Genomic DNA, 23618 nt, shown 5'->3' with positions numbered 1-23618 from the left:
AAGCCCGCCGGGGCCTGGACGCCCGACGAGACCGTGGCCTTCCTGCTGGAGCGGCTCGCCGCCGGCGATTTCTACATCCTCTGCCCCGACAACGAGACCACGCGCGCCCAGGACGCGAAGCGGATCGCCTGGGCGTCCGGCGACATCGTCGAGAACCGGCCCGCCCTCTCGCGCTGGCATCCGGACCACGCCGAGGCGTTCAAGCGGTACATGGCGGGGTGACCCAGCCGGCCTCGCGCTGCCCTGGGTCACTTCGCTCCGCTCGTGATGACGGAGTGTGTGAAGGCGGCCTGGGGGGCCGCGATGAGCCAGACAACGCCGTCTTTGCGAGCGCAGCGAAGCAATCCAGGGATCCGCGACGCCGGACCCGTTCACGCGAGATCGGGATACAGGTCGTTCCAGTCCGGATTCATCGCCTCGATCAGGGCGAGCTTCTTCTTCCGTGAGCCCGCCTTGATCTGCTTCTCGCGGGTGATGGCTTCGGCCATGGTCGGGTATGGCTCGTACCAGACCAAGCGCTTGCAAGCGTAGCGGCTCGTGAAACCGGGAAGCAGCGCCTCCCGGTGCTCGTAGACCCGCTTGGCGAGATTCGCGGTCACGCCCGTGTAGAGCGTGCCGTTGCGGCGGCTCGCCATGATGTAGACGGCCGGCTCGCGCATCGTGCTGTCCTTCGGCGCCGCCGCGCTGCCCTGGGTTGCTTCGCTGCGCTCGCAAGGACGGAGCGTGGCAGCGTGGACTTGCCCGGATCTGTCCCAGCCGCCCCCTGAACCGGACAGCGCTGGCCTGCGCCCCTCGTCTGGCGAAGCCCTTGCACACGGGCTAGGTCAGTGCGACGCAGCCGCCGCACGAGACCAGCGCACGACAACCGGGAGCCGCACTTGGCCACGATCATCCCCGTCGCTTCCTTCGACTGCGTCGTGTTCGGCGCCACCGGCGATCTGACCGCGCGCAAGCTCCTGCCGGCCCTGTTCTACCGATTCCGCGACGGCCAGATCCCCGAGACCAGCCGGATCATCGGCGCCTCGCGCTCGGAACTGTCCCTCGACGCCTTCCGCGAGCACGCCCGTGACGCGCTCAAGCGCTTCGTGCCGGCGGCCGACCTGTCCGACGACATGCTCCACCGCTTCCTCGACCACGTCGACTACGTCGCGGTGGACGGGGCCGGCGACAGCGGCTGGACCGACCTCGTCGCCAAGCTCGACGAGCGGCCCGACCAGGTCCGGCCCTACTACCTCGCCACCTCGCCCGACCTCTACGGCTCGATCTGCCGCAACCTCGCCGCCCACGGGCTCGTGGGGGAGAAGTCCCGCGTCGTGCTGGAGAAGCCGATCGGCAAGGACCTGAAATCGGCCCGGGCGATCAACGACGCGGTCGGCGAGGTCTTCCCCGAATCGCAGATCTTCCGGATCGACCACTATCTCGGCAAGGAGACGGTCCAGAACCTGCTCTCGCTCCGCTTCGCCAACACGATCTTCGAGCGGCTCTGGACCTCCGACGTGATCGACCACGTCCAGATCACGGTCGCCGAGACGGTGGGGGTCGAGGGCCGGGCCGGCTACTACGACACGTCGGGCGCGATGCGCGACATGCTGCAGAACCACATCCTGCAGCTCCTCTGCCTCACCGCCATGGAGAGCCCGCTCAATCTCGAGGCGAACTCCGTCCGCGACGAGAAGCTCAAGGTGCTGCGCGCCCTGAAGCCGATCACCAGCCAGGACATCCCGCTGGTGACGGTGCGCGGCCAGTACGTGGCGGGCGCCGTCGACGGCAAACCGGTCGAGGGCTACCTCGCCGAGCTCGGCCACGAGAGCCGGACCGAGACCTTCGTGGCCATGAAGGTCGAGATCCAGTCCGGGCGCTGGGCCGGGGTGCCGTTCTACCTGCGCACCGGCAAGCGCCTGCCCCAGAAGCTCTCCGAGATCGTGGTGCAGTTCCGCGCCTCGCCGTTCTCGATCTTCCCCGAGGAGGCCTTCGGCCGCGAGCCCAACCGCCTCGTGATCCGCCTGCAGCCGCAGGAGGGCATGAAGCTCGAGGTGATGACCAAGGATCCGGGGCCCGGCGGCCTGCGGCTGCGCCCGACCGACCTCGACATCTCCTTCGAGGAGACCTTCAAGCAGCGCTACCCCGACGCCTACGAGCGCCTGCTGATGGACGTGGTCCGCGGCAACGCGACGCTGTTCATGCGCCGCGACGAGGTCGAGGCCGCCTGGGCCTGGGCGGACGGCGTGCTCAAGGCCTGGGCCGACCGGCCCGAGGCGCCGCGGCCCTACCCGGCCGGGAGCTGGGGCCCGACCGCCGCCATCGCGCTGATCGAGCGCGACGGCCGGACCTGGCACGAGGAGCTGCGGTAAGCACGTTCGGCGGCCCACGGCCAAGCTGCCTTGATACCGTCAAGCCGGATGTGAAATCTGTCGGCGCTGCCGGATACCGCCCCGCCAGAGGGTGGAGACGGCGCAGCACGAGGGATCATCACATGCTGGACCATCATCGGGACGCGGCCGTCCAGGCCGAGCGTCGCCTGGAGCGTTCGGTCGCCGCCGCCCTGCGCGTCATCGCGGCCGCCCACGACGAGCGGCAGGCCCCGCCGGTCAGCGCGGCCCGCCGCCGCCTGAGCGAGGTCTACGGCGCCACCCGCCTGGCCCGGCGCCTGGAGCAGGAGCGCCGGACCGCCTGAGACACGCCGTCTTCGCGAGCGCGGCGACGCGATGACGGAGCCTAGACGGCGGCGTCCCAGGTCTCGCTGAGGGGGACGGTTCCGCGGACCAGCCGGGCGCGCAGCACGACGTCGCCCGGCGGCACCGGCTCCGGCGGGCGCCACTCGACGTAGATCCGCCAGCCTCCGGTCTGCGGCACGAAGTTGGCCACCGGATCGTGCAGCGTGCCGGCGCTGGCCGAGACCTCCGCGGCGACCGCGTCGTCGGGACCCTTCGGCAGGCCCGGACCCTCGAAGTCGATGACGCAGAGCCGCCGCCGCGGGTCGGGCGGGTTCGACGGGCGCAGGCGCTCCGCCGAGCCGAGCCGCGTCGACGTCACCCGGGCGAGGGCGGTCTCCGGGATCGCCGGCACGGGCTCGGCCCCCACCGTGGTCAGCCCGTAGCTGACGTGCAGCGGCGCGCCGGGCTGCGCCGGGGCCGCCGGCACGAAGGCCGCCACGATGTTGTCCATGTACTCCTCGCCCGACGGGATCTCGAAGAGCTGCACGGCGCCGTCCGCGAAGGCGCCCCCGGCGGAATCCGGCGCCACCCACAGGCCCGGCCGCGCCTCGTGGCGCGCCTCCACGTCGAGGTAGGCCGCGAAGCTCCGCTCCCGCTGCAGCAGCCCGAAGCCGGCGAGAGGCCGGGCCGCGAAGGCGGAGATCTGCGGCTGCGCCCGCCCGTTGACCAGGGGCCGCCAGATCCGGTCGATCCGCGCCGGGTCGGCCCCGGCCGCGACGCACAGCCCGTCGGAATCGTGCACCTGCGGCCGGAAATCGTCGAACGGCTTGGCGCCCCGGGCCCCGGGCCCGTTCTGGCCGTACAGGAACATGCTGGTGAGCGGCGCCAGCCCGAGCTTCGGGAGCGCCCGGCGCGGGTAGAGCGCCGCCGTGACGGCGATCCGGGCCGGGTCGCCGGGCGCGATCTCGAACCGGTAGGCGCCGGCCACGCTCGGGCTGTCGAGGAGGGAGAGCACCGTGAGGGTGCGCGCCTCCGGCTCCGGCTCGCAGATCCAGTGGGCGACGAAGTCGGGGAATTCCTCGCCCTCCGGGGCGCCGGTGCCGATGGCGAGCCCCCGGGCCGAGAGCCCGTATTCCTGGTTCGCCGCCCGCAGGCGGAAGTAGGAGGCGCCCAGGAAGACGAGGAACTCCTCCTGGAAGCCCTTCGGCCGCCAGGCCGGCGTGTCCGGGAAGGCGTAGTGCAGGCGGAAGCCCGCGAAGCCGAGATCCGCCGGGAAGCCCTGGCCGGCGAGCCGCGTGCCCAGGTCGAACAGCCCCGTGTCGTAGGGGATCGGCCGCGCGGGCCCCCGGAGCGGCTGGAGGTGGAGCGCCACGCGCCGGCGCTGCAGGAAGCCGCGGTGGAACAGCTGGGCGCTGAAATGCGCGCCGAGCCGCAGGCCCGCGTCCGGCCGGAAGGTGATCGCCCGGTAGCCGTCATAGTCGAGGGCGGCGAGCGCCGGCGGCAGGTCCTCGGGCGGCGGGGCGTAGGGCACTGCGGCGCGCTGCGCCGCCTGCGCCGACAGGCTCTCGAAGGTCATCGCGTCGCCCTGCGGCGGAAGCGCCGGCCCGGCCCACGTTCTGGACCCATTCAGATCCGTCGCGCTAGGTAGAACCGTGCCGGCAGCCGCGGCCAGGACTGTTCGAAGAACGCGGCGCCGGGAGGGGGGATTGATCCGTTCGGCTTCCGGCAGCCTGGGCTGCCGGCTCGGCTCCGTATCCTCACCCCGCACATCGGTATCCACGGTCATCGGTTCCCGGCCCCGCACGGCCGGGCGGCCGGCAGCCTTCCACGGTCGAGTTCCTCGCGCCATGTCGTCACGCGTCACCTCCTCCGCCGAGCGGTCGCACCGGAACGCGGCTCCCGCCATACCCGATCCGTCGGAGAACGCAGCCTGCCGCGAGGTCTGGACCGACGCGCCGCGCGGCGCCCTGCGCGCCCGCCGCCTCGCCCTGGCCGTCCCGAGCCTCGCCACCGCCGGCGGCCTCGTCTGGCTCGCCGCGCTCGCCTACCCGGCGGGTGTCAGCCCGCTGGCCTGGGCGGTCCTGGTGCTGTTCGGCCTCGTGATGGGCTGGCAGGCCTTCGTCGCCTGCCAGTACGTCTACGGGTTCGTCGCGGCCCTCCTGGGCGACCGGGCGAAGTCCGCGCTGGAGCGCCGCTCCGGGCAGGCGGGCGCCGTGCCGGCCGGGGCCGGACGCACCGCCGCCGTGGTGGCGATCCACGCCGAGGACGCGGTCGCGGTCTTCGCCCGCCTGCGGGTGATGGCCCGGTCGCTCGCCCGCGCCGAGGCGCGGGGCATCGACATCTTCGTCCTCTCCGACACACGGGACGGCGCGATCGCCGCCGTGGAGGAGCACGAGTACGCCCGCATCCAGGCCTGGGCAGCCTCCGACCCGGCGCTGCCGCGGATCCGCTACCGGCGCCGGACGGAGAATGTCGGCCGCAAGGCCGGCAATATCGGCGAGTTCTGCCGCACCTACGGCGGCGAGTACGCCTTCATGATCGTGCTGGACGCCGACAGCCTGATGACCGGCGCGGCCATGGGCCGGCTCGTCGGGCTGATGCAGGCGAGCCCGCGCACCGGCCTGATCCAGACCGTCTCGTACGCGGCCGGCCGGGACACGCTCTTCGCCCGCATCCAGCAATTCGCCGTCCGCCTCTACGCGCCGCTGGCCCTGCGCTGCCTGGAGACCTGGCAGGGCCCGGAGGGCAGCTACTGGGGCCACAACGCGATCCTGCGGGTCGAGGCCTTCGCGGAGAACGCGCAGCTCCCGAAGCTCCCGGGCCGGGAGCCGCTCGGCGGCGAGATCCTCTGCCACGACATCGTCGAGGGCGCGCTGATGGTGCGCGCCGGCTGGGAGGTGCGGCTGCTGCCCGAGATGGGCGGCACCTGGGAGGAGATGCCCACCAACCTCGTCGACCTGCTCGGCCGCGAGCGCCGCTGGTGCCAGGGCAACCTCCAGCACCTGCGGGTGCTGCCCTGGGCGGGCCTTCACGGCGCGAGCCGCTGGCACCTCCTCGTCGGCATCCTCTCCTACGGGGTGCTGCCGCTCTGGATCGCCTTCCTGGGCCTCGCCGCGTGGCAGGCCGCCCGGACCGGCGATCTCGGCCTCCTGGCCTACGGGCTGACCGGGCAGGGCGCCGCCGCCCACGCGCTCGCCTCCCTCAGCGTCGCCGTGCTGGCCCTGCCGAAGCTCCTGAGCCTCGGCCACGTCCTCGCCTCCGCGGAGCGCCGGGCGGCCTTCGGCGGCGCGCGGGCGCTGCTCGCGAGCGCCGCCCTGGAGCAGGCGGTGTGGGTGATCCTGTGGCCGGTCCTGACCCTGTTCACCGCCGGCGCCGTGGTCTCGACCTTCTTCGGCCGGGTGGTCCGCTGGGAGACGCAGGACCGGGACGACCGGCAGGTCTCCTGGGCGGAGGCGTTCCGGCTCCAGGCCGACGCCGTGGTGGTCGGCGCGCTGATGGTGCTCGCCCTGGTCCTCGTCGGGAACCCGTGGCTCGCCCTCTGGCTGGCGCCGGTCGCCCTGGCGCTGCTCACGAGCCCGGCCCAGAGCGTCTGGACCAGCCGGGCCGATCTCGGCCGCGCCGCCCGGGCGCGGGGACTGTTCCTGAACGCCGACGACACCGCGCAGGCGCCGGAGCTCGCCGAACTCGCCCAGCTGCGCGGCCTGCCCGCCGCGCTGGCCCCGCTCCGCCCGGCCGCGCGCGAGCCGGCGATCTGGCTCGCCGCCGACGAGGCCTGACGGGGGGGCGCGAACGCGCGGATCCGCGCCCGTCATCCCGGCTCTTACGGCCAAGCTGCCACAGTGTTGCCATCGAGTCACGGGCGGGCGGAACCGCCCCGGCCGGGCGGTTTGAGGCTTGGATTTGAGGCGCGAGCGTTTACCCCTTGGCGAGGATCGGCACGGCATCGTGCCGCGGTCTTCGCCGCGTTCCCGCCATAGTCCGCGCCTGCCCCGAGAGGCTTTGATGCGTCGTTTTCTCCCCGCCCTGATCGGGCTTCTCGGCGCGGCCGCCTGCGCCGCGCCGGCACTGGCCTACGAGATCGATCCGCTGACCCGCCAGCCGCTGAACGACGCGCTCACCGTGCGCGTCCGCCCGCAGGCCGTCGAGACCGTCGCGGTGCCGGTGGCCAACGCCTCCCTGAACCCCGCCGACCCGCTGAGTGCCGACGCGGCGGTCCCGCAGATGTCGGCGATCCCGCGCGAGACGGTAGCGTATAACGGCCCCTACGGCGCCGGCACGATCGTCGTCTCCACCGCCGAGCGGCGGCTCTACTACGTGCTCGGCGGCGGCCAGGCCCTGCGCTACGGCGTCGGCGTCGGCCGGCCGGGCTTCACCTGGGGCGGCGTGCAGACCATCACGATGAAGCGCGAGTGGCCGGATTGGCGCCCGCCGTCGACCATGCTGAAGCGCCGGCCCGACCTGCCGCGCTACATGAAGGGCGGCCTCGAGAACCCGCTCGGCGCCCGCGCCATGTATCTCGGCGGCTCGATCTACCGCATTCACGGCTCCAACGAGCCGGAGACGATCGGCACGGCCGTCTCGTCGGGCTGCATCCGCATGACCAACGACGACGTGACGGACCTCTACACCCGCGCCAAGGTCGGCACGAAGGTCATCGTCCAGCGCTGATTCCTTTTCGGAGCTTCGACGAGGGGGCCGGCCGCGAGGTCGGCCCTTTTCGCGTTTCGTAGGGTTTCCGGTTGATGGCTTCGGCGCGGCCGTCTTTGCGAGCGGAGCGAAGCAATCCAGCGGCGCCACCCCTGCAGAGGTCGCGCTGCCCTGGGTCACTTCGCTTCGCTCGTGATGACGGGATAGGCACATCAACCGAAGCGTTCAAACGGAAACCGGATCAGGGCAGCGTGACCAGCGCGTCCGGACGCTTCACCTCGATCTCGACGAACGCGATCGGGTGGTCGGACCCGTTCATCACGTCGTGCCGAATGCCCGCCGGGCGCATGTAGGATTGCCCGGCCGCGAGGGCCGTCTCGCTGACCGCCGCGCCGTCGTGGACGCGCAGGATCCCGTCCACCAGCATCACCACGAAGTAGGGCCAGCCGTGCTCGTGCCAGCCGGTCACGCCGCCGGGCGGGAAGTCCCAGCGGGTGATGCGCACGGCGGCGTCGTCCTGCTGGATCGTGGGCGTCGCGGGGATGGTGCAGGCGAAGGCCATGGCGGCTCCGAAGGTGCGGGCTGACAGGTGCGCGGCTCGACTCCGCCGTCATCGCGAGCGCAGCGAAGCGACCCAGGGGTGCGCGACGCCGAAAATCGTGGCGCCACTCTGGATTGCTTCGCTCCGCTCGCAAAGACGAGGCTCGGGGCCGGAGTGAGCGGGAGCGGCTGCCCTCAGTGGCAGCCGCACGAGCCCGACCCGCAGCCCCCGCCCTGCTTTACCGGGGCGGTGCGCGCGGTCTCGCGGTCGAGGCCGCGCTCGGCGAGCTCGCCGAGATAGGTGTTCCAGCGCGTCTCGTACTCGCGGCCCAGCGTGTGGAGGTAGCCCCAGCCGTAGATGCCGGTGTCGTGCATGTCGTCGAAGCCGAGCTTCACCGCGTAGTTGCCGACCGGCTCCACCGCCAGGATCGCCACGGCGCGCTTGCCGCCGATCACCTTCCGCTCCAGCGGCGAGTGGCCCTGCACCTCGGCCGAGGGGCTCGACACCCGCAGGTACTCGGCCGGCAGGGCGTAGCGCGCCCCGTCCTCGAAGGCGACGTTGAGCACCCGCCGGTCGGCCGACAGGCGGATCTCGGTCGGCCACAGATCCTCGCTCACGGGTCACACTCCTCACGCAATCCGGGACTGCGGCGCGGGATCGGCTTGCCCGCGACCGCCGGTGGCATCATATGCCGGACGATGCTCGATGACAGCTCCCTGACGCCGCAGACGTCCGCTCTCGGCGCGCCCGCCGGGCCCGCGCCGCTGATCGACCCGTTCCAGCGGGCGATCTCGTACCTGCGCATCTCGGTGACGGATCGCTGCGACCTGCGCTGCGCCTACTGCATGTCCGAGCATATGGAGTTCCTGCCCAAGCGCGACCTGCTGACCCTGGAGGAGCTGGACCGGCTCTGCGGCGTGTTCATCGCCCGGGGCGTGCGCAAGCTCCGGATCACCGGCGGCGAGCCGCTGGTGCGCCGCGACATCATGCACCTGTTCCGCCGGCTCTCGCGCCACCTCGATTCGGGGGCGCTGGAGGAGCTGACGCTCACCACCAACGGCACGCAGCTCACGCGCTACGCCGACGAGCTGGCGAGCCTGGGCGTGCGCCGGATCAACGTCTCGCTCGACACCCTCGATCCGGACAAGTTCCGGGAGATCACCCGCCGCGGCGACCTCAAGGTGGTGCTCGACGGCATCGCGGCGGCCCGCGCCGCCGGGATGAAGGTGAAGATCAACGCGGTGGCGCTCCGCGACGTCAACGCCGACGAGATCCCCGGCATGATCGCCTGGGCCCACGGCCTCGGCATGGACATGACGCTGATCGAGGTGATGCCGCTCGGCGAGATCGAGGCGGACCGGACCGACCAGTTCCTGCCCCTGTCGGTCGCCCGGCAGCGCCTGGAGACCCGCTACACCCTGACGCCGCTGCCCGACCGCACCGGCGGCCCGGCGCGCTACGTGCGGGTCGAGGAGACCGGCGGGAAGCTCGGTTTCATCACGCCGCTGACCCATAATTTCTGCGAGAGCTGCAACCGGGTCCGCCTGACCTGCACGGGCCAGCTCTACATGTGCCTCGGCCAGGAGGATTCGGCCGACCTGCGGGCGGTCCTGCGCGCCTCCCAGGACGATGCGGTGCTGGCCCAGGCGGTGGTCGAGGCGATCACCCGCAAGCCCAAGGGCCACGACTTCGTCATCGAGCGTCAGCGGCCTGCGGCCGTGCCGCGGCACATGAGCGTGACGGGGGGCTGACCGTCTCTGTCTTTGCGAGCGCAGCGAAGCAACCCAGGGCAGCTGGCCCTTCCCGGACGTAGCGCATCCCTGGATTGCTTCGCTGCGCTCGCAAGGACGGGCGCGCTCACATCTCCTCGTCGGCGTAGCGGGCCTGCTGCCGCCCGCGCTGGCCGGATCCCCGCCGCGGCGCGCCCGCGCTGATCCCCGCCACCAGGTCGGCGATGTGGCGGAGCGTCTCCACGGAGAGCGCCTTCTCGCCCTCGCCGCGGCCCTGCGGGATCAGCGCCTTGGCGAAGCCGAGCTTCTGCGCCTCCTTCAGCCGGGAGCCGGCCTGCGCCACGGGCCGGATCGCCCCCGACAGGCCGATCTCGCCGAAATAGACCGTCTCGGGCGGCAGCACGGCCCCCGACAGCGACGAGACCAGCGCTGCCGCCACCGCCAGATCCGCTGCCGGCTCGGTGATGCGCAAGCCTCCGGCAACATTCAAATAGACGTCGTGGCTGCCGAGCCGGATGCCGCCGTGGGCCTCCAGCACGGCGAGCACCATCGACAGCCGGTTCGGGTCCCAGCCGACCACGGCGCGCCGCGGCATGCCGAGCGAGGAGGGCGCCACCAGCGCCTGGATCTCCACCAGCAGCGGCCGCGTGCCTTCCATGCCGGCGAAGACCGCGGTGCCCGCCGCCTGATGGTCGCGGCCCGCCAGGAACAGGGCGGAGGGGTTCGGCACCTCGCTGAGGCCCGCGTCGGTCATCTCGAACACGCCGATCTCGTCGGTGGGCCCGAACCGGTTCTTCACGGCGCGCAGGATGCGGAAATGGTGGCCCTGGTCGCCCTCGAAGGAGGCGACCGCGTCGACCATGTGCTCCACCACGCGGGGACCGGCGATCTGCCCGTCCTTCGTGACGTGGCCGACCAGGATCACCGCCGTGCCGGTGGTCTTGGCGAAGCGGATCAGCGCCTGCGCGGAGGAGCGCACCTGCGTGACCGTGCCGGGGGCCGATTCCACCGTCTCGGTCCACATGGTCTGGATCGAGTCGATGATCGCGAGCGCGGGCGGCCGCCCCTGGCTCAGGGTCTCGACGATGTCCTCGACGTTGGTCTCGGCGGCGAGCTGGACCGGGCGCGCGCTCAGGCCCAGCCGCTCGGCCCGCAGGCGCACCTGCCCGACCGCCTCCTCGCCCGAGATGTAGGCGACCCGCTCGCCCGTGCCCGCCATGGCGGCCGAGGCCTGCATCAGCAGGGTCGACTTGCCGATGCCGGGATCGCCGCCCAGCAGGATCACCGAGCCGCGCACGAAGCCGCCCCCGGTCACCCGGTCGAGCTCGCCGATCCCCGAGGGAATGCGCGGCGCCTCCTTGGCCTCGCCGGTCAGGCCCTCGAGGGGGAAGACCCGGCCGCGGTTGCGCGACGGCCGGGTCGCGGCGGGACCCGACTGACCTGGCGCCGAGGGCGCCTCCTCGACGATCGTGTTCCAGCCGTTGCAGGCCTCGCAGCGGCCGCGCCAGCGATTGTAGACCGCCCCGCAGGACTGGCAGACGAAGGTCTGGTGGATCTTGGCCATACGGGTCCGGGCGCCGGCGATCCGGCGTGTCAGGGTGGAGTCGCGTCAGCCTACATAAGTTCGAACATACCGAGAACCCAGCCCGGTCAGGATCTCGTACCCGATCGTGCCGGCGGCGCGGCCGACCGCGTCGATGTCGAGGCTGTCGCCGATCAGCACCGCCTCCGCCCCGCGCCGGGCCGCGGGCGCCGCCGTGACGTCGAGGATGATCAGGTCCATGGAGACGAGGCCCAGGATCGGGCACGGGACGCCGCCGACCAGCGCGTGGCCGCGGCCACTGATCGCCCGGGGGAAGCCGTCGGCGTAGCCGAGCGAGAGCGTCGCCAGCCGGCTCGGCGCGGCGGCGGTCCAGCGGCCGTTATAGCCCGCGGTGGCACCGGCCGCGACGCCGCGCACCTGCGCGATCGCCGCCTCCAGCCGCACCACCGGGCGCATCGGGTTCGCGGCGCCCGGCGTCGGGTTGCCGCCGAACAGGGCGTAGCCCGGCCGCAGCAGGTCGTGCCGGGCCCCGTCGAGGAAGATTCCCGACGAGTTCGCCAGCGAGGCCCGGAGCCCGGGATAGGCGGCCCGGACCCGCGCGAAATCGGCGATCTGCCGGGCGTTGACCGGGTCCTCCGGCTTCTCGGCGCTGACGAAGTGGCTGAGGAGCAGGTCGATCCCGGCCGCCGCGATCCGCGCGTCCCCGGCTAGGTCCAGCGCCTCGGGCACCGACAGGCCGAGCCGGTTCATGCCGGTATCGACGTGGAGCGCCGCGGGCGGCCGGTTCCCCGGGAACGCTGCCCAGTCCGACAGCTCCTCGACGCTGCCGAGCACCGGGCGCAGACCGTGGGCCGCGAAGGCCGCCGCGGCGCCCGGGGGCAGACCGTTCAGCACGTAGATCGCGGCCTCCGGCAGGGCGGCCCGGGCGGCGACGCCCTCGGACAGGTGCGCGACGAAGAAGGTCCGGCAGCCGGCGGCCCACAGGGCCGGCCCGACGCGGCCGACGCCGCAGCCGTAGGCGTCGGCCTTCACCACGGCGGCGCAGTCGGCGCCTGCGCCGCGGGCCGCCAGGATCCGCCAGTTGGCCGCGATCGCCCCGAGGTCGATCGTCAGCCGGGCGCCGTGGGCGCCGATCTCCGTCACAGGTCCGGCCTCGGACACGCGGAACGCCTCCATCCATTCGCCACCGGGAGTCCGGACGCGCGGACCGGACCCCGGGCGCGACCCATAGCACCGGGACGGTGCCCGGGTGGAGCCGGGCATTCCGCGCGGCGGCGCGCGCCACGGTGATCGGCGCGTCCGATGCACGGTCTGATGCACGGACGGCACAGGCGCGCGATCAGGCGGGCGCGCCAGGGTGACGGCCGAGGTCTGGCTTGGTATAAATCCGCCGCGGCCCGGGGGAGCCGCACGGCCGACGCGCTATCCCCGCGGGTACCAAAAAGCTCAACGATGCCGTTTACCGTCCTGGATCTCGCCGTGCTCGGCATCGTCGCGGTCTCCGCGCTGCTCGCGGCCGTGCGTGGTGTGACCCGCGAGGTCCTGGCGATCGTCGCCTGGGTGGCGGCCGCCGCGGTCGCGTGGACGCTCCACCCCATGCTGCTGCCCACCGTGAAGCAGCACGTGAACAGCGACACCGTGGCGCTCGTCGCCTCGATCGCGGCGATCTTCCTCGGCACCCTGATCGTCGTGTCGATCATCACGGTGAAGATCTCCGACGTCGTGCTCGACTCGCGGATCGGCGCGGTCGACCGCTCCCTCGGCTTCCTGTTCGGCGCGGCCCGCGGCTTCCTGATCTGCGTGATCGGCTGGGTGTTCCTGTCGTGGCTGGTGCAGGGCAAGGTGCCGGACTGGGCCGCCCAGGCCCGCACGCGCCCGATGCTGGAGAAGTCCGGCGACGCCCTGGTGGCGCAGCTGCCCGAGAATCCGGAAGGCTTCCTCAAGCAGTTCAAGAAGCCGAAGACCGGCGCGCCGCCGAGCGATTCCGCCGACGCCCCGGCCGAGACCGACGCGGCGCCGCAGCGCCGGACCGAGACCGCGCCGACCCCGACGCGACGCTGATCTGCGGTATTCGCCGTAGGTCTCGTCGCGCGGAACGCCTAGATAGCGGTTCCGGTGGTGTACGGATTGCTTCCGCGACGACCGGCGCGCCGGCCCGTCGCCGCCGGGATCTGTGAGTGATCGACAGCCCCATGTCACACGCCGCCGCCTCCACCGACACCTTCGATCTCGATCTTGACGGCGACACGCTCCGCGAGGAGTGCGGCGTCTTCGGCATCTTCGGCCATCCGGACGCCTCGGCGATCGTCGCGCTGGGCCTGCACGCCCTGCAGCACCGGGGCCAGGAGGCGGCCGGCATCGTCTCCTTCGACGGCTCGGTGTTCCACTCCGAGCGCCGCCCCGGCCTCGTCGGCGATTCCTTCTCGGACGGCGACACGATCGCCCGCCTCAAAGGCCGCGCCGCCATCGGGCACGTGCGCTACTCGACCACCGGCGGCACGATCCTGCGCAACGTCCAGCCGCTCTTCGCCGAGCTCGCCAGCGGGGGCCTCGCGGTCGCCCACAACGGCAACCTGACCAACGCCCTGTCGATCCGCCGCGACCTCGTGCGCGACGGCGCGATCACGCAGTCGACCTCCGACACCGAGGTGATCCTGCACCTCGCGGCCCGCTCGCGGAAGCCGCGGATCATCGAGCGGTTCATCGACGCCCTGCAGGCGATCCAGGGCGCCTACGCGATCGTGGCGCTGACCAACAAGAAGCTGATCGGCGCCCGCGACCCGCTGGGCATCCGCCCGCTGGTGCTGGGCGAGCTCGACGGCCGCTACATGCTGGCCTCCGAGACCTGCGCGCTCGACATCATCGGCGCCCGCTTCGTGCGCGACATCGAGAACGGCGAGATCGTGGTGATCTCCGAGGAGGGGATCGAGTCGATCCGCTTCGCCGACGCCGTGCCGATGCGGCCCTGCATCTTCGAGTACATCTACTTCGCCCGGCCGGACTCGGTGGTGAACGGCAAGAGCGTCTACGCGGTGCGCAAGGCGATCGGCCGGGAGCTGGCCCGCGAGGCCGCGGCGCCCGCCGACATCGTCGTGCCGGTGCCGGATTCCGGCGTGCCGGCGGCGCTCGGCTTCTCGCAGGAGACCGGGATCCCGTTCGAGATGGGCATCATCCGCAACCACTATGTCGGCCGCACCTTCATCCAGCCGACCCAGTCGGTGCGCGAGCTCGGCGTGCGGATGAAGCACTCGGCCAACCGCGCGGCGATCGAGGGCAAGAGCATCGTCCTCGTGGACGACAGCCTCGTGCGCGGCACGACTTCGGTGAAGATCGTCCGGATGATGCGCGAGGCCGGCGCCGCGGAGGTCCATTTCCGGATCGCCTCTCCGCCGATCACCTACCCGGACTTCTACGGGATCGACACGCCCGAGCGGGAGAAGCTGCTCGCCGCGACCCACGATCTCGAGGCCATGCGCAAGTATATCGGCGCCGATTCGCTGGCCTTCCTGTCGATCCCCGGCCTCTACCGGGCGATGGGCGAGGAGGCGCGCAACGCGGCCTGCCCGCAATACACCGACCACTGCTTCACGGGCGACTACCCGACGGGCCTGACCGACCTGTCCATCGCCGGCCCGAAGCGCTTCGCCATGCTGGCCGAGGCCGACTGACAGGATCCGGCCGTTTCGCGCGATCGGACATCCCCTGCGCGCGGAAATGCGCTAGGTCCACGCCATGGCTGAGTCTCAGAGAATCCTGGAAGGCCGCGTCGCGGTCGTCACCGGCGCGTCCCGCGGCATCGGGCGCGCCGCCGCCCTGGCGCTGGCCGGGGCCGGCGCGCACGTCATCGCGGTGGCCCGGACCGTGGGCGCCCTCGAGGAGCTCGACGACGCCGTCCGGGCGGCCGGCTCCAGCGCCACCCTGGTGCCGTTCGACCTCGCCGACTACGACGCGATCGACCGCCTGGGCGCGGCGATCAACGAGCGCTGGAAGCGCCTCGACATCCTGGTCGCCAATGCCGGCATCCTCGGCGCGCTCATGCCGATCGGCCACATCACCCCGAAGATCTGGGGGCAGGTGATGGACGTGAACGTCACCGCCAACTGGCGCCTGATCCGCTCCCTCGACCCGCTGCTGCGCATGTCGGACGCCGGCCGGGCGATCTTCGTCTCGTCGGGGGCCGCCGCGAAGTGCCGGCCCTACTGGGGACCCTACTCGGTCTCGAAGGCGGCGCTGGAGGCCCTGGTGCGGACCTACGCGGCCGAGAACGAGAGCGCGGCGATCCGGGCCATGCTGCTCAATCCGGGCCCCCTGCGGACCGGCATGCGCCGCTCGGCCATGCCCGGCGAGGATCCCGAGACCCTCCGGACGCCCGAGGAACTCGCGCCCCATTTCGTGCGGCTCGCGTCCCCGGACTGGACCGAGACCGGCAAGCTCTACGATTTCCCCACCGACCGGGTGCTGAGTTTCCGCGCACCCGAGTGAGCCCCTGCGCTGTTATTCGAACGCACATCCCACCGCCTGCCTCATCCTGAGGTGCCGGAGCGAAGCGGAGGCCTCGAGAGAACGGCCCGGAGGTCGCGCGATCCCTGGAGCCCTCCTTCGCGGTCCGCTCGCGCGGGCATCTCGGGATGAGGGGTTGTATGGGACGGGCCTGATCTTCCTCTCTGAGTTCATCACGATGATCGACGTCCGCTGCATCTGCGCGATCGGCCTGCGGGGCCAGCTCGGCCTCAACGGCCACCTGCCCTGGGAGGGCAACACCGACCCGCTCTTCGTGGAGGACGTCACGCGCTTCTTCGCGCTGACCATGGGCCACGTGCTGATCGCCGGGCCGAAGACCGTGGCCTCGGTGCCCGAATTCGCCTTCAAGGACCGCACGATCGACGTGATCCGCAGCCACGAGGATCCGGAGGCGGTGCTCAAGCGCTATCCCGGGCGGCGGATCTTCGTCGGCGGCGGGATCGCGGTGTGGAACGTCTACGCGCGGTACATCCAGAACTGGGACATCACGCGCCTGCCCTACGACGGCGAGGCCGACCGCTGGTTCGACCCCGCCTGGCTGGTCGGCGGGCCGCTGCGGACGCCCTGAGCGGCACCTTCGTCCCCGCCGGCGCGTTGGCGCGCACGCGTCGCGTTTTCCGGAGACCACGATGAGCGCCCCGAGCTACCGCTTCGGCATCGAGGAGGAGTATTTCCTGGCCGATGCCGAGACCCGCGGGACGCCGCGGGGCGACCTCGCCACCTTCCACGCGCGGGTGAAGGCGGAGCTCCCGGAGACGGGCCGCGAGCTGGTCGCCGCGCAGGTCGAGGTCTGCACGCCGCCGCTCACCGACGCGGCGGCCGCCCGCGACAACCTCGGCGGCCAGCGGGCACAGCTCGCCGGGATCGCGGCCGAGAACGGCCTCCGGCTGCTGGCCTGCGGCACGCACCCCCTCGCGCGCTGGTCGCGCCAGACCGCCACCGACGGCGCGCGCTACAAGGGCATCCTGTCGGATGTCGGCATCGCGGCGCGGCGGGCCCTGATCTGCGGCATGCACGTCCACGTCGAGGTTCCGGACCCCGACGCCCGGGTCGACCTGATGAACCGGCTGCTGCCGTTCCAGCCGCTGCTGCTCGCGCTGTCGGCCTCCTCGCCGTTCTGGCAGGGCGAGGCGACGGGCCTGCGGGCCTACCGGCTCAGCGTCTTCGGGGAATTGCCGCGCACCGGCCTGCCGGAACTGTTCGCCGACGCCGCCGCCCACGCGCGGTTCGTCGCCATCATGAGCCGGTCGGGCGCCATCGCGGACGCGAGCTTCCTGTGGTGGTCGCTGCGGCCCTCCATCAAGTTCCCGACCCTGGAGCTGCGCATCGCCGACGCCTGCACGCGCCTCGACGATTCGCTCTGCGTCGCCGCGCTGTTCCGCTGCCTCGTGCGCCTGTGCGCGCGCCGGCCGGACCTCCATGCCGGGCTCGACGGCGTCTCGCGGGCGCTGGCCTCGGAGAACCTCTGGCGCGCCCAGCACAGCGGCGTCGCCGCGTCCCTGATCGACGAGGCGCGCGGCGAGGCCGTGCCGTTCGCCGAGGCGCTGGAGGCGGTGCTCACGCTGGTGGCCGAGGACGCTGACGCTCTCGGCTGCGCGGCGGACGTGGCCCGCGCGCGGGCGATCGTGGCCGAGGGGACCAGCGCGGACGGGCAGATCGCGGCCTACGAGGCCGCGCTCGCGGCGGGTCAGGACGAGCGCGCCGCCCTGGCGGCCGCGGTGGACTGGATCGCCGACGCGGCGCGCTGAGAACTGCCGCATCCGCGCCGTCATCACGAGCGCAGCGACGTGACCCAGGGTGCCGCGACCTCGACCAGCGCGGCGCGTGACTGGGTTGCTTCGCTCCGCTCGCAAGGACGACCGGAGCTCGGATCAGCCCTTGTCGAACGGGTTCTGCGAGGTGCGCAGGGACAGGCGGATCGGCGTGCCCGGCAGGTCGAACGCCTCGCGCAGGCCGTTCACGAGGTAGCGCGTGTAGGATTTCGGCAGGGCGTTGAGCTGGTTGCCGAACAGCGCGAAGTGCGGCGGCCGGCTCTTCACCTGGGTGGCGTAGCGGATCTTGATCCGCCGGCCCGATACTGCCGGCGGCGGGTTGCGGGAGGTGGCCTCGTTCAGCCAGTCGTTGATGCGCGAGGTCGAGACGCGCCGGTCCCAGACCTCGGCGGCCTGCACCACCGCCTGCATCAGCTTGTCGACACCGTCGCCCGCGAGACCCGAGAGCGGCACGACCCCGACGCCGCGCACCTGCGGCAGCAGCCGGGTGCAATCCTCGCGGAGCTGCTTGAGCAGGCCCGGCTGGTCGGCGACCAGATCCCACTTGTTGAGGCCGATCACCAGGGCGCGGCCCTCGCTCTCGACGAGGTCGACGATGGTGAGGTCCTGCTTCTCGAACGGGATCGTCGCGTCGAGGAGCACCACCACCACCTCGGCGAAGCGCACCGCACGCAGGCCGTCCGAGACAGCGAGCTTCTCCAGCTTGTCGTCGATCCGGGCGCGGCGACGCATTCCGGCGGTGTCGTGCAGCTTGATCCGCCGCCCGCGCCACTCCCAGTCCAGCGAGATCGAATCGCGGGTGATGCCGGCCTCGGGGCCGACGAGCAGCCTTTCCTCGCCGAGCATGCGGTTGATCAGGGTCGACTTGCCGGCATTCGGGCGGCCGACGATCGCGACCTTCAGGGCGCGGCCGCCGGGGGCGTCATCGTCGGCCTCCTCGTCCTCGTCGCGCTGGGGCAGGGCGCCCTTGAGCGCCTCGTGCAGCTCGCCCAGGCCCTCGCCGTGCTCGGCGGAGAACGGGATCGGGTCGCCGAGCCCGAGGGTGAAGGCCTCGTAGGCGCCGGCGAGGCCGGCGCCGCCCTCGGCCTTGTTGGCGATCAGGATCACCGGGCAGCCGGCGCGGCGCACCAGCTCGGCGAAGGGCTGGTCGGCCGGAAGCACGCCGGCGCGGGCGTCGATCACGAACAGGACCACGTCGGCGGCGAGGATCGCCGCCTCGGTCTGCATCCGCATCCGGCCCGTGAGGGTCTTCTCGTCGGCCTCTTCCAGGCCGGCGGTGTCGATCACCCGGAACTGGAGGCCGCCGAACGCGACGTCGCCCTCGCGCCGGTCGCGGGTCACGCCCGGGCGGTCGTCGACCAGCGCGAGCTTCTTGCCCACGAGGCGGTTGAACAGGGTCGACTTGCCGACGTTCGGCCTCCCGACGATCGCGACGGTCGGCATATCCATGGTGGTTCTCGAGACAGTCCGGACGATGAAATCAGCGCGTGATCGGCGGGGGCGGCGCGGCGGGCTCGGGCTTGGCCGCGGTCACCGTCACGGGACCGCCCGCCACGATCGCCGCGTAGACCTCGATCCGCTCGCGCAGGTTCCGCGGCGTGTCGGGATCGGCCACGATCTGGTCGAACCAGCGGCTGGCGTCCTCGTAATCGCCCTTCTTCAGGGCGGCGAGGCCCAGCATCTCGCGGGCCGTGTGGCGGAACGGCGTCCCGGCCGCGAGGCCCTGGAGATTGGCGAGCGCCGGATCCGGGTTCGCCCCGTCGAGGCGCAGCAGCGCCGCGCGCAGGCGCGCGAGGTCGCGCAGGCCGTCGCCGAGGCCGGTATCGTCGGCGAGCTTGTCGAACTCCGCGGCCCCGGCCGCCGGGTCGCGCTTGCCGGTCTCGGCCGCGGCGCGGAACCGGGCGAGCAGGCGGTAGCCCGCCGGGCCCTGCGCCTCGAGGGCGTCGAAGGCCTTGTCGGCCTCCGCGACCTTGCCGTCCTTGGCGAGGCGGTTGGCGTCGTCGAACTGCACCGAGGCCACCTCGGCCGCCGCGCGCTGCTGGGCCTGCCAGTAGCGCCAGCCCGCGACGCCCGCCACCAGCAGCACGGCGAGCGCGATGATCACGCCGCTGTAGCGCTTCCAGATCTGGAGGATCCGGTCGCGGCGGTAATCCTCGTCGACCTCGCGGAGGAACTCGTTGTTCTCGGCCATTCTATCCCGGCCCGCATGATCTCAGCGGGCCACCTCGTCGCGTTCGGGCCCCGCGCCTAACACACGGGCGCCGGGTTGGCGACAGGCCATGTCTCGGGGCCGCCTCGGGTGTCGTCTCGGGGGCCGGCTCAGGCCGGGGTACCCGGCCAGACCGGCACGCCGATCACCGGGTAGTGCAGGTAGCGGGCGAAGACGAACCACGCGGCCGTGCCGATCACCAGGGCCAGGACGTCGTTGCGCCAGCCCAGCGGGGCCGCCGCCGGACCGCCGTGCTGGGCCGCGACCGCCCCCGGGGCGAGGCCCCGGCGCTTGGCGCTGATCCGGGCGGTCACCGCCCAGGCAAGGAAGCCGCCGAACAGCAGCATCGAGCCGAGATCGCCGTTGGCGAGGAGGTGCGCCGTCGCCCAGATCTTCACGGCGAGCAGCATCGGGTGCTTGGCCTTGGCGCGGATATGGCCCGGCAGGTAGGCGGCCGCGAGGCACACGAAGGCGGCCCAGACCAGCGTCAGGGCGAGGTGGCGCGTCCAGACGGGCGGGTCCCAGACCGGGATGTAGCCAGCGAGCCGGTAATCGTGGAAGCCGATCCCGATCAGCACGAGCCCGAGCAGCGACAGGGCGGTGTAGCCGAGCTTGTAGCGGCCCTCGCCGATCCGGCCGACGATCGCGGCGCGGCGGGTGCGGGCCATCGAGAAGGCGTGCGTGCCGAGGAACAGCACCAGCCCGAGGATCAGGAGAACCATGGATGACTTTCGGTCGGGCCGCGCGCGTCCGGTCGGCGGCAAGCACTCTGTAATGGTTCTCAAGCGAATCTCCGCCTGTTTGTCCAGGCGCGGCCGGGACGCAGCCGGGTGGCGATCATGGGTTGGGCGAACGGGATCGCCGGACGGGCGCGCGCCGCGCGCCCAACCGGCTCCGGGACGGCGGCGCGCCGGATCCTGCCGACGCTTTCCCTGGCGCTCTCCCTGGCGCTCTCCCTGGCGCTCCCCCTGGTGCTTCTGCCGCTCCTCCCGCGCGTTGCCGCGGCCGCGCCCGAGCCGCCGCTCTCGGCGCTGACGCTGGTCGGGCCGGCCGCGCTCGTCTTCAAGGCGGGGCGCGACGCCTGCGACGGCGCCGACGTGCCCGACGCGCCGGCGCGCGCCTTCCAGGACGCGTCGGGCGCGGTGGCGCTCTACGGGATGCATTACCGCAACCGGGCGCTGCGCGGTCCCGACCTCGAGCATCTCAAGATCGACTGCGCGGTGGTGCTCGATTCGGGCGAGAAGCCCGATCCGGCCACCTACGACGACCGCTCCTGGATCACCGCCACCTGGACCGAGGACGGGAGCCGCGTGGCCGCGCTCCTCCACCACGAGTACCAGGCCAACGAGCATCCCGGCCGCTGCCCGGCGGCCAGCTACATGGCCTGCTGGTACAACACGATCACGGCGGCCGCCTCGACGGATGGCGGCCGCAGCTTCAAGCGGCAGAGCCCGCCTGTCGTGGTCGCCGGGGCGCCGTTCCGGCAGGAGATCGACCAAGGCCGCCACCGCGGCTTCTTCAACCCGTCGAACATCGTCGCGGACGGGACGTGGCGGTACTTCCTCGCCTCGACCACCGGCTGGACCCGACCGGGCAGCGATCAGGAGGCCGGGGTCTGCCTGTTCCGCAGCGACGACCCGGCCGATCCGACCCGCTGGCGGGCCTGGACCGGCACCGGCTTCACCGCCGCCTTCCCGGACCCCTACCGCGCTGCCCGCCCGAACACGGCGACCTGCCGGCCGGTCGGGCCGTTCCCGGGCCCGGTCGGCGCCGTCGTCCGGCACCGCGGCACGGGCGCCTGGATCGCCGTGTTCATGGCCAAGGCGGGGGAGGGCTTTCCCCGGTCGGGCTTCTACTGGACCACCTCCCGCGACCTGATCGCCTGGGACAGCCCGCGCCTGCTGCTCGAGGGCGCGACCCTCTACGACGACCCGTGCGCGGCGACGGTGCCGCTCCTCGCCTACCCGTCGCTGCTCGACCCGGACGCGCGCGGCCGCAACTTCGACGACGTCGGCGACCGGGCGCTGCTGACCTACGCGAGCCTGCGCACGGAGGGCTGCACGATCACCTCCGACCGCGACCTGCTGCGCCGCCCGGTGGCGATCCGCGTCTGGCCCTGATCCCGCTCGACCGGCGCGGCCCCACCGCGCGACACCGTCCCGAGCCTCGGGCGCATCCCGTCCGACCGGACGCGGCTCTACGGAGCGGGCCGGCCGAGCGCCACCGTGTAGGACGGGCCGGCCGCGACGGAGCGCCCCGGGAGGCCGATCCGCTGGCAGAGCACGGTGCCGAGGGTGACGCTCAGCATCAGCGCGGTCGCGGAGAGCAGGAGCGTGGTCGCCCGGGCATAGGCGCGACCGGCATGGATCAGCAGGCAGCCGAACGCGAAGATCGCGACGGCCTGGAACAGGTGCTGCACGGGCGACGTCCTCTCTGGCGGCGGACGCGCGGTCCGGGCCGGCCGGGATCGAGCGCCATCGTCTCCGAGCGGCGTGAAAACGCGGTTAACGTCGGGTATAGCTGGCTCCGGAGTCGCCCGCTCGGAGAGGAATCCGCATGTCGCGTTCGAGGGTTCCGGAGGCGCAGAGCCGCCCCGACGGGACGGGGGTGATCCCGTCCCACGACACGGCGATCCTGGGATCGGGCGCCGTCGGCGCGGGGGCGATCGGGGCGTCGGCCCTGGGCGCGCTGGCTCTCGGGGCCGCGGCCCTCGGCGTCGTGGCGGTCGGCGCCTTCGCGATCGGCCGCCTCTCGGTGGGCCGCGCCCGGGTCGGCACCCTGGAGGTCGGTTCGCTGGAGATCGACACGCTCACGGTGCGGTCGGTGCGGATGCCGGACCGCGACTGAGCCGCGGCGCCGGGGACCGGCGCCGGGAGGAATGCGAGGAGGGGAGCGATGACCGATCGGAAACCGCCCTTCCGGCCCGCGGACGCGGTCGACGCCCTCGGCGAGGTCGAGGGCGATTTCGTCCTGCCGCTCTGCCTGCCCGGATCCAACCTGCTGATCGGCGAGGACCTCGCCATGCTGGTCCTCGACACGATCCACGGGCAGCGGGTCGGCCTGCCGCTGAGCCAGCAGGGCGCGGCCGACCTCCACGCGGTCCTGGGCGAGGCCCTGCGGCTGCTGCAGGCGCGGGATCGCGGCCCCATCCAGTAGGGCGCGTGCCGGCGAAAGGCTTCGTTGAGGCGGCCGGGATAGACAGGTTCCGGTTCCTCTCCGTGGCGGCCGATGCGCGCTCCGTTGCTTCTCCTGCTGCTGACCTGCGCCGCCCCCGCGCAGGCCCGGCCCGCCACCTTCCTGGCGGTGCACGCCGTCGGCATGGCCTCGCTGCCGCCGGTCCCGCCCGCGCCTGCGGCCGTGCCCGCACCCGCACCGGTCGCCGCCGACGCCCGCGCCCGCTACCTGCCGCTCATCGCCCGCGAGGCCGCCGGCACCGGCCTGCCTCTCGCGGTGGCCGACGCCGTCGCGCGGATCGAGAGCGGCTACGATCCCACCGTCGTCGGCAGCGTCGGCGAGGTCGGTCTGATGCAGGTCCGCCCGACCACCGCGGCGATGCTCGGCTTCCGCGGCACCGTCGCCGAACTGGCGTCGCCGGAGATCAACGTCCGCTACGGCGTCCGCTACCTCGCCGAGGCGTGGCGCCGGGCCGACGGCGACCTCTGCCGCGCCCTGATGAAGTACCGGGCCGGCCACGGTTCGGAGGCGATGTCGCCGCTGTCGCAACTCTACTGCGCCCGCGCCCAGGCGATCCTCAGAAATCCGGAGGCGCGCGTCGTCCGGGCGAGCGCCCGCGCGGCCGCGCCGGACCGCCTCGCCGCGCGGCCGACGGGCCCCGTCCAGCGGACCCGCGTCGCCGCCGTCCCGGCGAAGCCGATGTCGTTCTGGGAGGCGCACCGGGCGCGCATCGCCCGGCTCAACGCCGCCGTGGTGTCGCGCTGGCGGGCCCGCGGCTGGTCGGCCGCGCCCGACGGGTCCTCCGGCGAGCCGGCCGGCGGCTAGCG

The 23618-nt window shown here is 72.8% G+C and carries 24 protein-coding genes; 14 read left to right on the top strand and 10 right to left on the bottom strand.

Annotated elements, in window-relative coordinates; genetic code table 11:
* Positions 1-371: 371 nt before the first annotated feature.
* A complete protein-coding gene (locus tag ACQKQD_RS23310; RefSeq protein WP_427509683.1) occupies positions 372-659 on the bottom strand; it encodes a GIY-YIG nuclease family protein in 288 nt (95 codons plus the stop codon).
* Between the two features lie 219 nt (positions 660-878).
* On the opposite strand from ACQKQD_RS23310, the gene zwf reads away from it, so the two are divergent.
* Together zwf and ACQKQD_RS23300 are read left to right on the top strand one after the other, a co-directional pair.
* Positions 879-2351 (top strand): glucose-6-phosphate dehydrogenase, encoded by a 1473-nt coding sequence (zwf, locus tag ACQKQD_RS23305; protein ID WP_020093813.1) that lies wholly within the window; start codon positions 879-881, stop codon positions 2349-2351.
* A gap of 122 nt (positions 2352-2473) precedes the next feature.
* Positions 2474-2674, top strand: coding sequence for a hypothetical protein (locus ACQKQD_RS23300; protein WP_020093812.1), 201 nt, complete (start codon positions 2474-2476; stop codon positions 2672-2674).
* A 41-nt stretch (positions 2675-2715) separates the two neighbouring features.
* Here ACQKQD_RS23300 and ACQKQD_RS23295 read toward each other — a convergent pair whose 3' ends face one another.
* Positions 2716-4230, bottom strand: coding sequence for a glucan biosynthesis protein (locus ACQKQD_RS23295; RefSeq protein WP_427509682.1), 1515 nt, complete (start codon positions 4228-4230; stop codon positions 2716-2718).
* A gap of 271 nt (positions 4231-4501) precedes the next feature.
* Between ACQKQD_RS23295 and mdoH the strand changes: the two genes are divergently transcribed.
* Both mdoH and ACQKQD_RS23285 read left to right on the top strand, forming a co-directional pair.
* Complete coding sequence (gene mdoH / locus ACQKQD_RS23290; RefSeq protein ID WP_427509681.1) at positions 4502-6430, top strand: glucans biosynthesis glucosyltransferase MdoH; 1929 nt, start codon at positions 4502-4504, stop codon at positions 6428-6430.
* Positions 6431-6656: 226 nt separating this feature from the next.
* Positions 6657-7322: a L,D-transpeptidase gene (locus tag ACQKQD_RS23285; protein WP_427509680.1), complete on the top strand. Its 666-nt coding sequence runs from the start codon at positions 6657-6659 to the stop codon at positions 7320-7322.
* Between the two features lie 220 nt (positions 7323-7542).
* Here ACQKQD_RS23285 and ACQKQD_RS23280 read toward each other — a convergent pair whose 3' ends face one another.
* Both ACQKQD_RS23280 and ACQKQD_RS23275 read right to left on the bottom strand, forming a co-directional pair.
* Positions 7543-7863: a cupin domain-containing protein gene (locus ACQKQD_RS23280; RefSeq protein ID WP_020093808.1), complete on the bottom strand. Its 321-nt coding sequence runs from the start codon at positions 7861-7863 to the stop codon at positions 7543-7545.
* A 173-nt stretch (positions 7864-8036) separates the two neighbouring features.
* Positions 8037-8459, bottom strand: a complete 423-nt coding sequence (locus tag ACQKQD_RS23275; RefSeq protein ID WP_056523722.1) for a gamma-butyrobetaine hydroxylase-like domain-containing protein — start codon at positions 8457-8459, stop codon at positions 8037-8039.
* Positions 8460-8540: 81 nt separating this feature from the next.
* Between ACQKQD_RS23275 and moaA the strand changes: the two genes are divergently transcribed.
* Positions 8541-9593: a GTP 3',8-cyclase MoaA gene (moaA, locus tag ACQKQD_RS23270; protein WP_427509679.1), complete on the top strand. Its 1053-nt coding sequence runs from the start codon at positions 8541-8543 to the stop codon at positions 9591-9593.
* Between the two features lie 106 nt (positions 9594-9699).
* Here moaA and radA read toward each other — a convergent pair whose 3' ends face one another.
* Positions 9700-11136: a DNA repair protein RadA gene (radA, locus tag ACQKQD_RS23265; protein WP_091681792.1), complete on the bottom strand. Its 1437-nt coding sequence runs from the start codon at positions 11134-11136 to the stop codon at positions 9700-9702.
* Positions 11137-11181: 45 nt separating this feature from the next.
* Positions 11182-12291, bottom strand: a complete 1110-nt coding sequence (gene alr / locus ACQKQD_RS23260) for an alanine racemase (RefSeq protein WP_427509678.1) — start codon at positions 12289-12291, stop codon at positions 11182-11184.
* Between the two features lie 276 nt (positions 12292-12567).
* Here alr and ACQKQD_RS23255 point away from each other — a divergent pair, with 276 nt between their 5' ends.
* The 5 genes from ACQKQD_RS23255 (at position 12568) to ACQKQD_RS23235 (ending at position 17384) form a co-directional block, all read left to right on the top strand.
* Positions 12568-13176 carry a CvpA family protein gene (locus tag ACQKQD_RS23255; protein WP_056523728.1) on the top strand — a complete coding sequence of 203 codons (609 nt, stop codon included), beginning with the start codon at positions 12568-12570 and terminating at the stop codon, positions 13174-13176.
* Between the two features lie 131 nt (positions 13177-13307).
* Entirely contained in the window at positions 13308-14783 is a 1476-nt protein-coding gene (purF, locus tag ACQKQD_RS23250) for an amidophosphoribosyltransferase (protein ID WP_091681890.1), read from the top strand.
* Positions 14784-14847: 64 nt separating this feature from the next.
* Positions 14848-15597: an SDR family NAD(P)-dependent oxidoreductase gene (locus ACQKQD_RS23245; protein WP_100252759.1), complete on the top strand. Its 750-nt coding sequence runs from the start codon at positions 14848-14850 to the stop codon at positions 15595-15597.
* A gap of 196 nt (positions 15598-15793) precedes the next feature.
* Complete coding sequence (locus tag ACQKQD_RS23240) at positions 15794-16204, top strand: dihydrofolate reductase (RefSeq protein ID WP_012320823.1); 411 nt, start codon at positions 15794-15796, stop codon at positions 16202-16204.
* Positions 16205-16265: 61 nt separating this feature from the next.
* Entirely contained in the window at positions 16266-17384 is a 1119-nt protein-coding gene (locus tag ACQKQD_RS23235) for a carboxylate-amine ligase (protein WP_427509677.1), read from the top strand.
* Between the two features lie 123 nt (positions 17385-17507).
* Here ACQKQD_RS23235 and der read toward each other — a convergent pair whose 3' ends face one another.
* From der to ACQKQD_RS23220, 3 genes are all read right to left on the bottom strand, one after another.
* Positions 17508-18857, bottom strand: a complete 1350-nt coding sequence (der, locus tag ACQKQD_RS23230; RefSeq protein WP_100252757.1) for a ribosome biogenesis GTPase Der — start codon at positions 18855-18857, stop codon at positions 17508-17510.
* 31 nt (positions 18858-18888) lie between these two features.
* Entirely contained in the window at positions 18889-19599 is a 711-nt protein-coding gene (locus tag ACQKQD_RS23225; RefSeq protein ID WP_020093797.1) for a tetratricopeptide repeat protein, read from the bottom strand.
* Positions 19600-19727: 128 nt separating this feature from the next.
* Positions 19728-20339, bottom strand: a complete 612-nt coding sequence (locus tag ACQKQD_RS23220; protein ID WP_020093796.1) for an NnrU family protein — start codon at positions 20337-20339, stop codon at positions 19728-19730.
* A 117-nt stretch (positions 20340-20456) separates the two neighbouring features.
* Here ACQKQD_RS23220 and ACQKQD_RS23215 point away from each other — a divergent pair, with 117 nt between their 5' ends.
* Positions 20457-21737 carry a hypothetical protein gene (locus ACQKQD_RS23215; RefSeq protein ID WP_427509676.1) on the top strand — a complete coding sequence of 427 codons (1281 nt, stop codon included), beginning with the start codon at positions 20457-20459 and terminating at the stop codon, positions 21735-21737.
* Between the two features lie 77 nt (positions 21738-21814).
* On the opposite strand, the gene ACQKQD_RS23210 is transcribed toward ACQKQD_RS23215, so the two are convergent.
* Positions 21815-22036 carry a hypothetical protein gene (locus tag ACQKQD_RS23210; protein WP_100252755.1) on the bottom strand — a complete coding sequence of 74 codons (222 nt, stop codon included), beginning with the start codon at positions 22034-22036 and terminating at the stop codon, positions 21815-21817.
* 137 nt (positions 22037-22173) lie between these two features.
* On the opposite strand from ACQKQD_RS23210, the gene ACQKQD_RS23205 reads away from it, so the two are divergent.
* The 3 genes from ACQKQD_RS23205 (at position 22174) to ACQKQD_RS23195 (ending at position 23616) form a co-directional block, all read left to right on the top strand.
* Positions 22174-22464, top strand: coding sequence for a hypothetical protein (locus ACQKQD_RS23205; protein ID WP_170863009.1), 291 nt, complete (start codon positions 22174-22176; stop codon positions 22462-22464).
* A 48-nt stretch (positions 22465-22512) separates the two neighbouring features.
* On the top strand, positions 22513-22773 hold the full coding sequence (locus tag ACQKQD_RS23200; RefSeq protein WP_020093792.1) for a hypothetical protein: 261 nt from the start codon (positions 22513-22515) through the stop codon (positions 22771-22773).
* 72 nt (positions 22774-22845) lie between these two features.
* The gene (locus tag ACQKQD_RS23195) at positions 22846-23616 is read left to right on the top strand and encodes a lytic transglycosylase domain-containing protein (RefSeq protein ID WP_427509675.1); all 771 of its coding nucleotides are present in this window, start codon (positions 22846-22848) and stop codon (positions 23614-23616) included.
* Positions 23617-23618: the final 2 nt, after the last annotated feature.

Origin of the sequence: Methylobacterium sp. NPDC080182, assembly GCF_050281105.1 — a bacterium.
Taxonomy (GTDB): domain Bacteria; phylum Pseudomonadota; class Alphaproteobacteria; order Rhizobiales; family Beijerinckiaceae; genus Methylobacterium.
Note: the sequence above shows the minus strand (reverse complement) of the source record. Positions and strands in the feature narration are given on the sequence as shown.

Coding starts and splice junctions, on each gene's coding strand:
- ACQKQD_RS23310 (WP_427509683.1), bottom strand. CDS start 659: ATGCGCGAGCCGGCCGTCTACATCATGGCGAGCCGCCGCAACGGCACG.
- ACQKQD_RS23300 (WP_020093812.1), top strand. CDS start 2,474: ATGCTGGACCATCATCGGGACGCGGCCGTCCAGGCCGAGCGTCGCCTG.
- ACQKQD_RS23295 (WP_427509682.1), bottom strand. CDS start 4,230: ATGACCTTCGAGAGCCTGTCGGCGCAGGCGGCGCAGCGCGCCGCAGTG.
- mdoH (WP_427509681.1), top strand. CDS start 4,502: ATGTCGTCACGCGTCACCTCCTCCGCCGAGCGGTCGCACCGGAACGCG.
- ACQKQD_RS23285 (WP_427509680.1), top strand. CDS start 6,657: ATGCGTCGTTTTCTCCCCGCCCTGATCGGGCTTCTCGGCGCGGCCGCC.
- ACQKQD_RS23280 (WP_020093808.1), bottom strand. CDS start 7,863: ATGGCCTTCGCCTGCACCATCCCCGCGACGCCCACGATCCAGCAGGAC.
- moaA (WP_427509679.1), top strand. CDS start 8,541: ATGCTCGATGACAGCTCCCTGACGCCGCAGACGTCCGCTCTCGGCGCG.
- radA (WP_091681792.1), bottom strand. CDS start 11,136: ATGGCCAAGATCCACCAGACCTTCGTCTGCCAGTCCTGCGGGGCGGTC.
- alr (WP_427509678.1), bottom strand. CDS start 12,291: ATGGAGGCGTTCCGCGTGTCCGAGGCCGGACCTGTGACGGAGATCGGC.
- ACQKQD_RS23255 (WP_056523728.1), top strand. CDS start 12,568: ATGCCGTTTACCGTCCTGGATCTCGCCGTGCTCGGCATCGTCGCGGTC.
- purF (WP_091681890.1), top strand. CDS start 13,308: ATGTCACACGCCGCCGCCTCCACCGACACCTTCGATCTCGATCTTGAC.
- ACQKQD_RS23245 (WP_100252759.1), top strand. CDS start 14,848: ATGGCTGAGTCTCAGAGAATCCTGGAAGGCCGCGTCGCGGTCGTCACC.
- ACQKQD_RS23240 (WP_012320823.1), top strand. CDS start 15,794: ATGATCGACGTCCGCTGCATCTGCGCGATCGGCCTGCGGGGCCAGCTC.
- ACQKQD_RS23235 (WP_427509677.1), top strand. CDS start 16,266: ATGAGCGCCCCGAGCTACCGCTTCGGCATCGAGGAGGAGTATTTCCTG.
- der (WP_100252757.1), bottom strand. CDS start 18,857: ATGGATATGCCGACCGTCGCGATCGTCGGGAGGCCGAACGTCGGCAAG.
- ACQKQD_RS23225 (WP_020093797.1), bottom strand. CDS start 19,599: ATGGCCGAGAACAACGAGTTCCTCCGCGAGGTCGACGAGGATTACCGC.
- ACQKQD_RS23220 (WP_020093796.1), bottom strand. CDS start 20,339: ATGGTTCTCCTGATCCTCGGGCTGGTGCTGTTCCTCGGCACGCACGCC.
- ACQKQD_RS23215 (WP_427509676.1), top strand. CDS start 20,457: ATGGGTTGGGCGAACGGGATCGCCGGACGGGCGCGCGCCGCGCGCCCA.
- ACQKQD_RS23205 (WP_170863009.1), top strand. CDS start 22,174: ATGTCGCGTTCGAGGGTTCCGGAGGCGCAGAGCCGCCCCGACGGGACG.
- ACQKQD_RS23200 (WP_020093792.1), top strand. CDS start 22,513: ATGACCGATCGGAAACCGCCCTTCCGGCCCGCGGACGCGGTCGACGCC.
- ACQKQD_RS23195 (WP_427509675.1), top strand. CDS start 22,846: ATGCGCGCTCCGTTGCTTCTCCTGCTGCTGACCTGCGCCGCCCCCGCG.